Source organism: Xanthomonas sp. NCPPB 2922 (assembly GCF_041520885.1).
GTDB lineage: Bacteria > Pseudomonadota > Gammaproteobacteria > Xanthomonadales > Xanthomonadaceae > Xanthomonas > Xanthomonas campestris.
The window spans coordinates 32,393-46,035 of the sequence record NZ_JBGOFY010000018.1 but is presented as its reverse complement, the minus strand read 5'-3'; the positions used below and the strand labels follow the sequence as shown (position 1 = coordinate 46,035).

Sequence of the window (13,643 nt, the reverse complement as noted above, 5' to 3'; positions counted from 1 at the left end):
GCGCTTTCTGCTTCGGCGCGATTGCACAGCACTGCGCTGCTGCGTGGCCGGCACCTGCTGCACGAACACTGCGTGCATGCAGGCCACCACCTGTTGCGCGCGCGCAGACAACGGCCACTCGGCGCGATGGATCAGCCAAAGCGTATCCACCACCGGAGGCAGCCCTTCCACCACCTGGATCGCGGCCTGGTCGTAGAAGGCCAGGCGTGCGCCGCACTACGGCCAGCGCGTGCAATCAGGTTTTAGAGCAGTTATCAAAACTACTGCGCAGCCTCAAGGCGGGCGCGGCCGGTGCTCGGAATCGGCATGTACCCACGTACACTCCGGTTCCTCCGCGCCGTCCGCACCCACCTGACGACTGCTCGCTACGTTTTGTTAGCCGCTTTCAGCCCAGCACGCAACGCGGCACTTCATTTGGCCGCAGCGTCAACACCTGCCCGCCGGTGCGCGTGACTGCAACACGGTGGCTTGGCGTGCATCCCGATCACGTCGCACCGAATGGAATGGATCGGTCACTGGACGCCATCGCCAGATGCAACGCAAGAGTGAACCTTCGCGCCTGGTGCAAATCTGCGCAGGTAGACTTCAAAATTCTTGATATCAGCAGCGGCTAGAAGGGGCGAAACGCCCGCGCTGCAATGCTTAGAACTGGTGGCCGAGGACGGAATCGAACCGCCGACACGGGGATTTTCAATCCCCTGCTCTACCAACTGAGCTACTCGGCCACTGCCTGCGACGCGATGCCTGCGTTGCGAGGAGGCGCATCATAACGAGCGTGCGGGATTTCGGCAAGCGTTCGCGCGCATGTCGTGTTGGGGCTGAGCCGCAGCCGGGTTTCTTGCGCCGGTTCACGCCAAGCGGGGGCGCCGATGGCCTAGCCTGCGCGCGTCCTTTGGAGATTCGCATGCGCCTGCCTCGCCTGTTGTTGTCATTCGCCGCCCTGCTGCCGGTTGCTGCCCTTGCGCAGCAACCGGTGCGCGCCGTGCCGGCGCTGGATATCTCGCGTTATGCCGGGCAGTGGCACGAGATCGCCCATCTGCCGGTGTCGTTCCAGAAGAAATGCCGCAGCGATATCACCGCCAGCTACACCTTGCGCGACGACGGCCTGATCGGGGTGCGCAATGGCTGCCGCGTTGCCGATGGCAGCCTGACCCAGGCCGATGGCGTGGCGCGCCCGGTGGCCGGGCACCCCGGGCAGTTGCAGGTGCGCTTTGCGCCGGAATGGCTGTCGTGGATCCCGCTGGTCTGGGCGGACTACTGGGTGATTGCGCTCGATCCCGACTATCAGTGGGCGGTGGTCGGCGAGCCGGATCGCAAGTACCTGTGGATCCTGTCGCGCTCGCCAGAGATGCCGCGCGCGCAGTTCGAGCAGTTGAAGGCCACCGCCACGCAGATGGGCTACGACCTGTCGCCCCTGATTGTGGCGGCGCCACTGCGCTGAGGGCGGCCACCGCCAGGCGGCACCGTACTGCGTAGTATTCTTGGCAATGCACCAACCCGCCAAGGAACCGAGTTCATGCACCGTGCCTTTCGCCTCCTGATCGTGACGCTGTCGTGCGGCCTGCTGTTGAGCGCCTGCGGTGGCGGCGCGGTTCGCCGTGTCTCCGAGCCGACTGCCCGCATCCAGCAGCTGACCGTGCGCCCGGACGGTGGCTGGTCGGTGGAGTTGCGCCTGCAGAACTACAGCAGCATTCCGATGCGCTTCGAGCGCGTGGCGCTGGAAATCGGCATGGGCGATGGGGTTGCCGGCAAACTCGACCAGGCGGTGGGCATTTCGATCGGCCCGGAAACCGCCGATGTCGTGACGGTGAGCCTGCAGCCCGCCTCGCTCGGCCGCATCACCATTGCCGATGTGCTGGCCGGTGGCCGCTCGCTGCCGTACACGCTCAAGGGTACGGTGTGGGCCACCCCGCAGGACAAGAAACAACGCGAGTTCGCAGTTGATTCGCGCAACACGCTCAGCCCGGCTCCGGGCCTCAACGGCGTGCTGCGCTGACGCGCACGCCTCCACGCACACGCTTCAAGGATCCCGCATGAGCAGCTACATCGCACCGTTGACCGACTTCCGCTTTGGCCTGTACGACGTGCTCGGCGCCGAGGCGCTGTTCGCCCGGCTCGGCTATACCGACGCCAGTGCCGACATCGTCGACGCCGTGCTGGAAGAAGCCGGCCGCTTCACCGCCCAGGTCCTGGCCCCGCTCAACAGCATCGGCGACGAGATCGGCTGCGCCTTCGACAAGAGCACCCATGCGGTGACCACCCCGCCCGGCTTCCGCGCGGCCTACGACCAGTTTGTCGAAGGCGGCTGGAACGGGCTCACCGCCGAGCCGCAATTCGGCGGCCAGGGCATGCCGCACACGCTGGGCGTGCCGCTGAGCGAGATGATCAACGCCGCCAACCTGGCCTGGGGCAACTTCCCGCTGCTCTCGCATGGCGCGATGGAAGCGCTGCGCCAGCACGGCGAGGCGTGGCAGCAAGAGGTGTTCCTCAAGCCGCTGATCGATGGCCGCTGGACCGGCACCATGTGCCTGACCGAGCCGCACTGCGGCACCGATCTGGGCCTGCTCAAGACCCGCGCCGAGCCCAACACCGACGGCAGCTACGCCATCACCGGCACCAAGATCTTCATCACCGCCGGCGAGCATGACCTCACCGACAACATCGTGCATCTGGTACTGGCCAAGCTGCCGGACGCACCGGCCGGCGCCAAGGGCATCTCGCTGTTCGTCACGCCCAAGTTCAAGGTGGACCGCGATGGCACCGTGGGCGAGCGCAACGCGCTGCACTGCGGCTCGATCGAACACAAGATGGGCATCAAGGGCTCGGTGACCTGCGTGATGAATTTCGAGGGCGCGCAGGGTTATCTGGTCGGCCAGCCGCACAAGGGCCTGCAGGCCATGTTTACGATGATGAATACCGCGCGCCTGAGCGTGGGGTTGCAGGGCATTGGCCTTTCCGAGCGCGCTTATCAAAACGCATTGCGCTACACCCGCGAGCGGCTGCAATCGCGCGCGCTCAGCGGCGCGAAATTCCCCGACAAGCCGGCCGACCCGATCATCGTGCACCCGGACGTGCGCCGCATGCTGCTGACCATCAAGGCGCTGACCGAAGGCAGCCGCCTGCTGGCGCTGCATGCTGCCAGCCTGGTCGATGTGGCGCACCGCGGCGGCAGCGAACAGGAGCGCGCCGATGCCGAGACGCTGGTGAGCTTCCTCACCCCGATCTCCAAGGCGTGCCAGACCGAGTGGTCGGTGGAAAACACTTATCACGCGCTGCAGTGCTTCGGCGGCCACGGCTACATCCGCGAATACGGCATGGAGCAGCTGGCCCGCGATGCGCGCATTACCACCATCTACGAAGGCACCACCGGCATCCAGGCGCTGGACCTGATCGGCCGCAAGACCGCCAGCAGCCAGGCCGCCGGGCTCAAGCTGTTCCTGGCCGATGTGGAAACCTTTGCCAACACGCATGCCGACAACGCGGCCCTGGCCGAGTTCATCAAACCCTTGCGCGACAAGGCCAGCGAGTGGGCCATGCTGACCCGCGACGTGCTCGACCGCGCCGCCCGCAACCCGGACGAACTGGGCGCGGCCAGCTACGACTACCTGTTCTATTCGGGCTACGTAGTGCTGGCCTATTGGTGGGCACGCAGCGTGGCGGCCGCCGACGCCTCCGCGCACGGCGAGGAGTTCAAGCGCGCCAAGCGCGAGACCGCGCGCTTCTACTTCGCCCGGATCCTGCCGCGCACCCTCACCCACGCGGCCACCATCCGCAGCGGCGCCGCCCCGTTGATGACGCTGGAAGCGGAGTTGTTTGGGCAAGGGTGAGCAGCCGTGTCGCTGCGATGTTGCCCTGCGTGACCGCTGTGCTTTGAGAGCGGGCTTGTCGGGTGTCGAAGCGGGCGTCGCTGTCGTGTCGGTGCGGGTGTGGGTGCGGTGCTCGCCAGCGTTTGCGGCTAGTCACCCCTCGGCAATGCTGAAGAAAGCGCCCTACCCGGACGCCAGCCCTACGTAGGAGCGCGCTTGCGCGCGATGGAGCTTCCCCGGTGACGCTTCGAAGCCTTATCGGTAACGCTCCTTCGCGCACAAGTGCGCTCCTACAAGTGCATCGATCGCAATGCTCGCGTGCCGCTGGCGCCTCGCGGCCGTTAGTTAGTCCGTTGGGCCGATCGGGCCAGCGCGCGGCAGCTCAGCAGGCGGCCGAAGTTGGCAGAGCGTGGGCGCGAGCCGGTTTGGTGTTCTTGAGGTGCACCCTCTAAAGACATGCAAGACGCCGACGTGCTCGGCCAGCGCCTGCAGCAACCAGCGCAGGACCGGGCTGGACGCGCCAACGCATCAGAAACCAGCAGCGCGTAGGAGCGCGCTTGCGCGCGATGAAGCTTGCCCGGTGACGCTTCGTAGCCTTATCGGTAACGCTCATTCGCGCACAAGTGCGCTCCTACGATGCATGACGCCGTTGTCGATGGCACCCGTGTCTACCGCGCCCGCCTGTAGGCGCTGCGGCCATTCGCCGGATCGTCCTGGCCACCCATGGCTTCACAGCACACACACCGCCGCCGCCCGCACAGTCGAACAACCGCCGAGATCCCGCAGATACACAAACTGTCAACGATCGGGTATAAGCTGTTTTCCCGATGGAGACAGACACGCACGTAGGTGATGTGATCGTCCCCGGAGGCTTCCCCGCCCCGGTCACGGGCAGCGCTGTCGCCGCATTCCCGCCCTTGCCCACCGTGCGCCTGCTCTCCCTGGACGCGCATGGCCGTGTGCTGGACTGGATCAACTGGCAAGACGCCGCCTGCCTGTATGCACGCGATGCGGTGTCGTGGACGCTGGGCGAGCCCTGCATGCAGATTCACGGCGGCGTTTCGCGCCTCACCGGCGAGCGCAGCGTGCTGGAGCTGCATCCGATCATCGCGGCACGCGGCCACGCCCGCTCGCGCGCGCTCGACCCCACGCCCACCCTCACCAACACCGCCCTGTTCGCACGCGACTCGCAGTTGTGCATGTATTGCGGCCAGCACTTCAGCCGCCCGCACCTCACCCGCGACCACGTGATGCCGGTATCCAAGGGCGGCCGCGACAGCTGGGAAAACGTGGTGACCGCGTGCTTCCAGTGCAACTCGCGCAAGGCCAACCGTACGCCGCAGCAGGCGCACATGCCGCTGCTGGCCGTGCCCTACCGGCCGAGCTGGATCGAGCATCTGATCCTGTCCAACCGCAACATCCTGTCAGACCAGATGGCGTTCTTGCGGGCGCAACTGCCCAAGCGCTCCAAGCTCTCGCTCTAGACCGCGCTCGCGCTTGCCCGCATGCGACTGCGACAGTTCGTCGCAGGCACGCGTTGCAGCCACGCCACGCGCGCATCACGGCTACTGCAGCCATCACTTCCCGCTGACACCTGAACCGGTTTGCTTGCCGGTCCTTCGCATGGGGAGGACAATATGGCTTCAGCACATTGACACGATGATGATCGACTCCACCCGCTATCCGCGCTTGTCGCGCATCCAGACTCCCGACGATCTGCGTAGCTTCGAGGAGGCCGACCTCACCGCGGTCGCCGACGAACTGCGTGCCTACCTGATCGAATCGGTGGGCAAGAGCGGCGGCCATTTCGCCGCGGGTCTGGGGGTGATCGAACTCACCGTCGCCCTGCACTATCTCTACCAGACGCCGGTCGACCAACTGGTGTGGGACGTGGGCCATCAAACCTACCCGCACAAGATCCTGACCGGGCGCCGCGACCAGATCCACACGGTCAAGCAGAAGGACGGCGTGGCGCCGTTCCCCAAGCGCGAGGAGAGCATGTACGACACCTTCGGTGTTGGGCATTCATCGACCTCGATCTCCGCCGCGCTGGGCATGGCGATCGCTGCGCAGCGCAATGGCGACGACCGCAAGGTGGTGGCGGTGATCGGCGATGGCGCGATGACCGCCGGCATGGTCTACGAGGCGCTCAACCACGCCGGCGGCATGGACCCGGAACCCAACCTGCTGGTGATCCTCAACGACAACCGCATGTCGATCTCCGAGGCAGTGGGCGGGCTGACCAAGATGCTCGGCCGTGCCAGCGGCAGCCGCACGCTCAACGCGATCCGCGAGGGCGGCAAGAAGATCCTCGGCGACAAGAAGAACAACCCCACCGCGCGCTTCGTGCGCCGCTGGGAAGAACACTGGAAAGGCATGTTCGTGCCGTCCACGTTGTTCGAGGAAATGGGCTTCCACTACACAGGCCCGATCGATGGCCACGACCTGCCCAGCCTGGTCGGCGCGCTGAAGACCTTGAAGACCTTGAAGGGTCCGCAGCTGCTGCACGTGATCACCACCAAGGGCAAGGGCTACGAGCTCGCCGAAGGCGACCAGATTGGTTACCACGCGGTCGGCCCGTTCGACCCGAGCAAGGGCCTGGTGGCCAAGGCCGGCGCCAAGAAGCCGACCTACACCGATGTCTTCAGCGACTGGGTGTGTGACATGGCGGCGGCCGATCCCAAGATGCTGGTGATCACCCCGGCGATGCGCGAAGGCTCCGGCCTGGTGCGCTTCAGCAAGGAATATCCGCAGCGCTATTTCGACGTGGCGATTGCCGAGCAACACGCGGTCACCCTGGCCGCCGGCATGGCAACGCAAGGCGCCAAGCCGGTGGTGGCGATTTATTCGACCTTCCTGCAGCGTGGCTACGACCAGTTGGTGCACGACGTGGCGGTGCAGAAACTGGATGTGCTGTTCGCGATCGATCGCGGCGGCGTGGTCGGCCCCGATGGCGCCACCCACGCCGGCAACCTGGACCTGAGCTTCCTGCGCTGCGTACCGCACATGGTGGTGATGGCGCCGGCCGATGAGGCCGAGTGCCGCCAGATGCTCACCACCGGCCTGCGCTATGAGGGCCCGGCCGCGGTGCGCTATCCGCGTGGCACCGGCCCCGGCACCGCACTGGATGCTTCCTTGACCACCCTGCCGATCGGCAAGGCGCAGCTACGTCACAGCGGCGCACGCATCGCACTGCTCGGCTTCGGCGCCACGGTGGATGCCGCTGAAGCGGTCGGCCGCGAGTTGGGCCTGACCGTGGTGAACATGCGTTTCGTCAAACCGCTCGACAAGGCGACGCTGCTGGAGCTGGCCAAGAGCCACGAAGGCTTTGTCAGCATCGAAGACAACGTGGTGGCCGGCGGCGCAGGCTCGGGCGTCTCCGAGCTGCTCAATGCCGAAGGCGTGCTGATGCCGATGCTGCATCTGGGCCTGCCGGACAGCTTCCAGCACCACGCCAGCCGCGAAGACCTGCTCGCCGAGGCCGGTATTGACCAGGCCGGCATCCGCGCCGCCGTGCTCAAGCGCTGGCCGCAGCTGATGGGAAAGGGCCAGCAAGCGTTGAATGCAGCGGCAGGCTGAGGCCTGCTGTGCTGCATGGCGTGAGGAGCGCAGGCTGAGGCCTGCGCGCATCGTGGGATCGATGGCGAGAGGCTGAGTCTTCTTTCGCTACACCGCGTTCGATGCGATGCGTAGCCAGCAGCGCGATCCGATGCTGCAGGCCTGACCGATGGCCACCACCTGCAGCACGCAGCACCGTGTTGCGATGCGTGCACGTGAGCGGATTGGCAATTGACGCCAGCGCTTTGTAAGCACTCCGTTCTGAAGCTCAAAATTTTGCAGTACTGCTTTGGTGTTCACCACAACGCTAAAGCGTGGTCACTTGCCCATTGCCGCAAAGGTCTGCACCAACTGCAGCAGCGGTGCCTGCGCATTGATCTCCTGCAATTCCACCTGCAGCCGGTTGACGCCGGGCAACGCGGCGTCGCCGTTCAACGCTTGCTGCAATAACGCAGGCAAACCGCCCAGATCGCGCAACCACCACGCGGCACCAGCTGCCTGCAGCCGTGCCGCGTGGTCGAACTGGTCGTAGTCCAGCGGGTAGACGATCGATGGCAGCCCCGCCGCCAGGCACGCGTACAGAATGCCGGCGCCACCGTGGTGCACCACCAACGCGTAGCGCTGCAGATGCTGTGCGTAATCGACATACGGCAGGCAGTGATAATTGCCCTGCGCTGGCTGCGGCGGCAGCGTGGTATCGCCCGCACTGAAATGGAACACCACGTCCGGGAACTGCGGCGCCAAGGCGCGTAGGTCCGCGTCCATGCGTTGCTTGACCCATTGCAGATGCGTGCCCAACGTCACCAGGACGTGGCGGCGCCCGTCGATGAACCTGGGCGGCGGCACGTCATTGGGCGGCGTGCACAACTGCGGCCCGACGAAGCGCACCGCGGCAGGCCAGCGCCGCGCAAATTCAAACGACGGCAGCCCCAGCGCGAGCACGCAGTGCGGCGAATACACCGCCTCGCTGCCATCCGCGCGGTACAGCGCCGGCAATCCGGCCGCACGCATCTGCTGCCGATAACAGCGATGCAGGCTGCGCTTGAAGCCACGCGTCAGACGGCGCGCGATGGCATGCCAGATCCGTTGCGACCTACCGCTCGCGGGCAACAGGCCGCCGAAATACGCTGGCGGGCCATCGGCGGTTTCCAGCACGCAAGGAGACGGCAGGCTGGTCCACCAGGCAATGCCCATGGCCTGCGCCGCCAACCCGGCGCTGGGCACGGTGAAGTCGGCAATCATCAGCTCCGGCCGGCGCACGCAGTAGTGCTGTTGCAGGGCCTCACCCAGCCGCACCATCAGGCCCAATGCTGCGTGCAATTGGCGGCGCAGCCGCAACGGATTGTGGCCGACCGCATGCGGCGGATTGGCGATCTGCGCCAGCAGCTGGTCGGCCTGCGCATCCAGCACGCTGATGCCGTGCAGGCCGCACGCTGCGATGCGCGCCATTGCCGCAGGTGTACTGATCACGCGCACGTCGTGCTGTGCCGCCAGTTGGCGCGCGATCGCCAAAATCGGATGCAGGTGCCCGCTGTACGGCGGCGCGATCAGATCGATGCGCATGTCTGCCCTCGCCGCCCGGCCTGCTCCACTTCGCTCGCGAACGCCTTGCAGGCCGCGCGCACCGTGCTGTCGCGCAGATAGTCCATGTGCCCGCACGCGGGCTGCATGTCCACCGGCCCGCGATACAGCGCGCGCGAGATCCAGTCGCGGCGACCCTGCACGATGCATTGCCGCTCGAACGGTGCCAACGCATTCGCAACCGGCCCGTAGGCGAACACCGCGACGCGCGCACGCAGTGGCGCCGGCAGGTGCAACGCCGCCAATAGCTGCAGGCCGCAGCTGCCGACCAGCAGCAGCGTGAGCGGCACCGGCTCCAGCTGGGTGATGACTGCTGCGCGCTCAGGCGGCGCCACCGGGCCACTGCGCGCGGCCAGATACTGCCGCGCGTTGGCCGCACTCGCCCGCCAGATTGGCACGCGCCGATGCGCAGCGCCGTCCGCGCGATAGGGATAGTTGCAGTCCAACAGCCGCCTGCCGTGCCCGTGCAATTGCTGCAGAAACAGGCGCTGCTCCTCGCTCAGCGCGCAGCGCCCCGGATCGCTTTGCCCGGTGAGGAAGGCGATCTGCAACAGCGGCTCACTGCGCACGAAACCGCCCATCCGGCAGCACGCGGTAGCGACGGGTACGCCAACGGATCGTGCGCACTAGCGCCGCATGCAGCAGGTGCGATGGCTGCAGGCACTCGGCCGCCAGCGACAGCAGTGGCCGGTGCCGGCTCTCGCCGGTGGTGCGCCACTGCAGCAGGCACAGCAGCGCGGTACGCACGGTGAGCAGGCCAGCCACCGCTGCAAACGACAGCGCTCCGGGTTGCAGGCAGGCCGAGAGCAGCGTGGCGATCAACAACCATGGTGGCAACCCATGCAGCGCGCCGATCGCCAGCTTCACGGCCGGGCGCTGGCGGCGCAGCAGCAACAGCGCGAACAACATCCAGCGATGCATCTGCCGCACGTAGCTGGCCAGATCGGGCAACGCAGTGCGCATCGCCACCGGCGCGGTGGACTGCCAGAGCCGCCCCCCTTGCGCACGCACATGCGCGGCGAAGGCCAGATCGTCGGTCAGCTGGTCCAACAATGGCGCAAATCCGCCCCAGGCCTGCAGTTGCTGCGTGCGACCGGCATAGCACATGCCATTGATCGTGAGAGGCGCCGCCCATGGCAGCCACCCCAGATACGTGAGCGCGGCATTGTTGTTGACGAACTGCGCCAGCAGCCGCCCTGCCAACGTGCTCCCGTCCTGGTAGTACGGCAGCGCGGTCACCAGATCGGCGTGCGCCAGGTCGTGCAGTAGCTGCGCCAGCGCAACGCTGCTTAACTGCGCATCGTCGTCCAGGATCAAGGTGATGGATGCCTGTACCTGCGGCAGTGCGTGGTGCAGCTTCCACGCCTTGGGATTGATGCCGAGCGGTGCGGGCGGCACCGTGATGCGTGCGATCCGCACGCCAGGATGCTGCGCGACCAGGGTTGCTGCAGCAGCGTTGCCCGCTGCGTCCTCGGCATCCAGCAACCAGACGAACTGGGCGTGCGGCAGCGCCTGCAGGTTGGCGGCGAGCACCTGCTGCAGATGCGCATCACCGCCAAGGATGGGTTGCAGGATCGCTACCTCCGCCTGCGTTCCCGCTGGCACCTGCACTGCGGCGCGGCGCTGCACAATCCACAACGCGCCCAGCGCACGCAGCATCAGCACGGCGACATAGGCCAACGCCAGCAGCAGCGTAATTACACCCACTGCGCTGCCTGCCAACGCACGAAGGCGTCGATGCCTTCGTCCAGGCCAACGCTGGGCGTGCCCAGGTCGGCCAGCGTGCGGCGCGGGTCGAAGGTCTTGGAGTACGCAAACACACCCACGCCGAAGCGCGTGATCGGCGGCTCGCCACGCAGGCGCAGCAACCGGTAGGCGCCCTCCACCACACTGGCCATCCGCAACGCCGTGCCGATGCGCACCTGCCGCTGCGGCAACGGTAACTGCAGGCGCGCCAGAACATCCAGCAGCAGCTGCTGCAGATCGACCGGCTGCGCATTGGTGAGGTTGTACGACGGTTGCAGTTGCGGCGCGACGGCGGCGCGGTACAGGTAGTCGCAGAGCGCATCGATGTAGATCAGATCGCCGATCACCGGCTGGCTCTGGCCGACGAAGCGCGGCAACGCTCCTTTGCGTGCGGCAGCAATCACACGCGGAAACAGCACGGTGTCGCCGGGGCCAAATACCGCGCGCGGACGCAGGATGCTCTTCTCGCCCGCGTACCCGTCCAGCAGTGTCTCGCCGAGGTATTTGGTCTGCGCGTAGGTGTTGACGAAGCGCGGCCCGATCGGGCTGTCTTCGCTGAGCCCGTACTGATGTTCTTCGCGGTAGAACACCGAGCTCGATGACACGTACAGCAGACGCGGATTGCCGTTGCGGGCACAGAAGTCGATGACATTCGCGGTGGCCTGCACATTGTGCAGCTCGAATTGCGCGCGAGTGCCCCAGGGAGACGCCAGTGCCGCCGCATGAATCACCACATCCGGGCGCCAGTCGAGCGTAAACGGCTGGCTCAGGTCGATGCGATGGTAGTTGGGCAACGCGCAGGCGCGGCGGCCGATGCCGTGGATGTCCAACCCTGGCTGGCCCTGAAAGCGCCGCAGAAAGGCGCCGCCCACAAAGCCCGATGCGCCGGTGACAAGAATACGCAGGCTCATCGCCACTCCGGTTGATAACGGTCCAGACTGGGCTGGCAATGCGATGGCAGGATCGCCAGCTCCGGATGCGCCTGCACCAAGTCATGCAGCACGCGCACGGTGCGCTGGAACGCGGACCAGTCGTGCATCAGCAGGCGTGTGGGCCAGGCCGGCCACGCCAAGCTTGCAAAGGTGGCCGACGACCACACCGCATCGGCGCACAGCAACACCTCGCGATCGTGCTGGTCACGTAACAAAAGCCCCATCTGCCCCGGCACGTGCCCGGGCAACGCCACCGCCATCACGCTGCCATCGGTGAACAGGTCGTAGCCCACGCCCAGGCCCTTCCACGCGCCACCGAGTGCGCGCTGCGGCGCCTGCTCGGCAAACTGCACGCGCTGCGCGAAGTCGTCTGGCAGCAGTTGCGGCAGCAGTGCACGCCGCAGGCCGCCCAGGCGCGAGGCCGCGCGCAGCTGCGCATAGTCGGCGTGCAGGCAGATGAAGCGCGCAGTGGGCAGATCGCGCAGACCGCCGACATGGTCGGCGTGGAAATGCGAGATCAGGCACCAGCCAATGTCGTCGAGCGCCAGATCACGGCGCGCCAGCTGCGCCTGCAGACGCTCCTGGGCGGGCAAGGTCACCGGCGTGGCCCAGCGATACAGCCGCTCCGGCAACGGATCGGTGGCACGGAAGAAATGCTCTGCATAGCCGGTGTCATAGAGCAGCGCACCGCGTTGCGGATGCCGGATCAGCACACTCAACGCTGGGAATTCCACTGCATGCCAATGCCCGTCCGCGCGCACCATGCGTTCGCAGTGGCGGCAATGCCCGATGCGCAACAACTCGACCGAGACCCGCGTCGCCATCAGTACCTCAACACCATGCCGCCGATCGACAGGCCGGCGCCGGTGCCGAGCATCGCGAATAGTTCGCCGCGCTGCAGCTGCTGCGTGACCCTGGCCTGATGCAGCGCGTGTGGCAGCGATGCCGCCACCTGGTTGCCATGCGCGTGCAGGATGCGCACCACCTGCTCCGGGCGCAGGCCGAGCGCCTGCACCACATGATCCAGCCCGCCACCGGAGGCCTGATGCGGGATCAGGCAGCGCAGAGCGGTGGTCTCGGTACCGGCGTCGCGCAGCAGCTGATCCAGAACGCCGGCAGGTGGCGCGCCGCAAAGCGATATGCACCGCGCCCATCCATGGTGAAGACCCGCGTGGCTTCGGGCGTGGTGTCTTCGCCACGCGGATAGCGGCTGCCGCCACCGCGGATGCGGCACAGCTCGGCACCGCTGCCGTAGCTGGCCAGGCGGCTGGACAGCAGCGCCGAGTCTTCGTCCGGCGCGCTGCGCCCCACCACCACGGCGGCAGCGCCATCGCCGAACAAGCCGGCGGTCGATGGCACCGCCGCATCCAGCCCGCCCGACGCCACTTCGCTGGAGACGATGAGCACGCGGCGATAGCGGCCCAGGGCCAGCGCGTTTGCGGCCATGTCCAATGCGACCAGAAAACTCAGGCAGGTGGCGTTGACATCGAATGCCGGGATGCCAGAGTCACCCAGCCCCAGGGCACGCTGGATCAGCACTGCCTGGCACGGGATCGGCTGCTCCATCACGCTGCAGGCGGAGATCAGGCAGTCGATCTCGCCGCTGTCGATACCAGCGCTAGCCAATGCCGCTTGCGCGGCGGCGGCGCCCATGGACGAGGCCGTTTCGCCCGCGCCCGCGTAGTGGCGCGTGGCGACGCCCAGCCGCGCGAACGTGGTTCCCGGCGGCAACTGCCAGCGTGCGTCCAGTTCTTGCGACGTCACTTCCGTGGCGGGAACGTGGCACCCGGTGCCCAGGATGCGCAGCGGCAATGCGTTCAACAGATCCGCCTCGTTGGTGAAGGCGCGCAGCATACCGTGGCCGGCCAGGCAGACCCAGCTGCCTCCGCAGTGTCGGCGCAGTCGTGGGGCTTGCACGGCGAGCACGGCGCCATCCGTAGCGATGGGATGGGGATGGCGGCAGTTCGTGCGGGTCGAGACTGGCATCGCGCACCTGGCCTCGCAGGCGCATGCGTGGCGA

General features: G+C 66.8%; 10 protein-coding genes, 1 tRNA gene, 1 other RNA gene and 1 pseudogene. 6 read left to right on the top strand and 7 right to left on the bottom strand.

Translation table 11 applies throughout. The features are described from left to right. The first annotated feature begins 306 nt into the window (after positions 1-306). A non-coding RNA gene (locus ACD584_RS17385) (sX9 sRNA) lies at positions 307-381 on the top strand. A 268-nt stretch (positions 382-649) separates the two neighbouring features. On the opposite strand, the gene ACD584_RS17380 is transcribed toward ACD584_RS17385, so the two are convergent. Beyond that, positions 650-725, bottom strand: a tRNA-Phe gene (locus ACD584_RS17380). Positions 726-904: 179 nt separating this feature from the next. Between ACD584_RS17380 and ACD584_RS17375 the strand changes: the two genes are divergently transcribed. The 5 genes from ACD584_RS17375 to dxs all read left to right on the top strand — a co-directional run bounded on the left by ACD584_RS17375 (position 905) and on the right by dxs (position 7,385). Beyond that, the gene (locus ACD584_RS17375; protein ID WP_076036804.1) at positions 905-1,441 is read left to right on the top strand and encodes a lipocalin family protein; all 537 of its coding nucleotides are present in this window, start codon (positions 905-907) and stop codon (positions 1,439-1,441) included. Positions 1,442-1,516: 75 nt separating this feature from the next. Continuing rightward, positions 1,517-1,996 (top strand): LEA type 2 family protein, encoded by a 480-nt coding sequence (locus tag ACD584_RS17370; protein WP_012438035.1) that lies wholly within the window; start codon positions 1,517-1,519, stop codon positions 1,994-1,996. Positions 1,997-2,033: 37 nt separating this feature from the next. Next, the gene (locus tag ACD584_RS17365; RefSeq protein WP_076036803.1) at positions 2,034-3,827 is read left to right on the top strand and encodes an acyl-CoA dehydrogenase C-terminal domain-containing protein; all 1,794 of its coding nucleotides are present in this window, start codon (positions 2,034-2,036) and stop codon (positions 3,825-3,827) included. Between the two features lie 806 nt (positions 3,828-4,633). Then, positions 4,634-5,290 (top strand): HNH endonuclease, encoded by a 657-nt coding sequence (locus tag ACD584_RS17360; RefSeq protein WP_042598499.1) that lies wholly within the window; start codon positions 4,634-4,636, stop codon positions 5,288-5,290. Positions 5,291-5,468: 178 nt separating this feature from the next. Next, positions 5,469-7,385, top strand: a complete 1,917-nt coding sequence (gene dxs, locus ACD584_RS17355) for a 1-deoxy-D-xylulose-5-phosphate synthase (protein ID WP_076037844.1) — start codon at positions 5,469-5,471, stop codon at positions 7,383-7,385. A 297-nt stretch (positions 7,386-7,682) separates the two neighbouring features. On the opposite strand, the gene ACD584_RS17350 is transcribed toward dxs, so the two are convergent. From ACD584_RS17350 to ACD584_RS17325, 6 genes and pseudogenes are all read right to left on the bottom strand, one after another. After that, positions 7,683-8,927: a glycosyltransferase gene (locus ACD584_RS17350; RefSeq protein WP_076036802.1), complete on the bottom strand. Its 1,245-nt coding sequence runs from the start codon at positions 8,925-8,927 to the stop codon at positions 7,683-7,685. Further along, positions 8,912-9,526 (bottom strand): hypothetical protein, encoded by a 615-nt coding sequence (locus ACD584_RS17345; protein ID WP_162277118.1) that lies wholly within the window; start codon positions 9,524-9,526, stop codon positions 8,912-8,914. The genes ACD584_RS17350 and ACD584_RS17345 overlap by 16 nt, the downstream gene beginning before the upstream one ends. After that, positions 9,504-10,652 (bottom strand): glycosyltransferase, encoded by a 1,149-nt coding sequence (locus ACD584_RS17340; RefSeq protein WP_070694383.1) that lies wholly within the window; start codon positions 10,650-10,652, stop codon positions 9,504-9,506. Before ACD584_RS17340 ends, ACD584_RS17345 begins: the two co-directional genes overlap by 23 nt. Further along, entirely contained in the window at positions 10,643-11,602 is a 960-nt protein-coding gene (locus ACD584_RS17335) for an NAD(P)-dependent oxidoreductase (RefSeq protein ID WP_076036801.1), read from the bottom strand. Before ACD584_RS17335 ends, ACD584_RS17340 begins: the two co-directional genes overlap by 10 nt. After that, on the bottom strand, positions 11,599-12,447 hold the full coding sequence (locus ACD584_RS17330; protein ID WP_076036800.1) for an MBL fold metallo-hydrolase: 849 nt from the start codon (positions 12,445-12,447) through the stop codon (positions 11,599-11,601). The genes ACD584_RS17335 and ACD584_RS17330 overlap by 4 nt, the downstream gene beginning before the upstream one ends. Further along, positions 12,447-13,477: pseudogene (locus tag ACD584_RS17325) on the bottom strand (3-oxoacyl-[acyl-carrier-protein] synthase III C-terminal domain-containing protein). The gene ACD584_RS17330 and the pseudogene ACD584_RS17325 overlap by 1 nt, the downstream one beginning before the upstream one ends. Positions 13,478-13,643: the final 166 nt, after the last annotated feature.

Bases quoted from the DNA above. Each gene is read 5' to 3' on its own strand.
- ACD584_RS17375 (WP_076036804.1), top strand. From the start codon at position 905: ATGCGCCTGCCTCGCCTGTTGTTGTCATTCGCCGCCCTGCTGCCGGTT.
- ACD584_RS17370 (WP_012438035.1), top strand. From the start codon at position 1,517: ATGCACCGTGCCTTTCGCCTCCTGATCGTGACGCTGTCGTGCGGCCTG.
- ACD584_RS17365 (WP_076036803.1), top strand. From the start codon at position 2,034: ATGAGCAGCTACATCGCACCGTTGACCGACTTCCGCTTTGGCCTGTAC.
- ACD584_RS17360 (WP_042598499.1), top strand. From the start codon at position 4,634: ATGGAGACAGACACGCACGTAGGTGATGTGATCGTCCCCGGAGGCTTC.
- dxs (WP_076037844.1), top strand. From the start codon at position 5,469: ATGATCGACTCCACCCGCTATCCGCGCTTGTCGCGCATCCAGACTCCC.
- ACD584_RS17350 (WP_076036802.1), bottom strand. From the start codon at position 8,927: ATGCGCATCGATCTGATCGCGCCGCCGTACAGCGGGCACCTGCATCCG.
- ACD584_RS17345 (WP_162277118.1), bottom strand. From the start codon at position 9,526: ATGGGCGGTTTCGTGCGCAGTGAGCCGCTGTTGCAGATCGCCTTCCTC.
- ACD584_RS17335 (WP_076036801.1), bottom strand. From the start codon at position 11,602: ATGAGCCTGCGTATTCTTGTCACCGGCGCATCGGGCTTTGTGGGCGGC.
- ACD584_RS17330 (WP_076036800.1), bottom strand. From the start codon at position 12,447: ATGGCGACGCGGGTCTCGGTCGAGTTGTTGCGCATCGGGCATTGCCGC.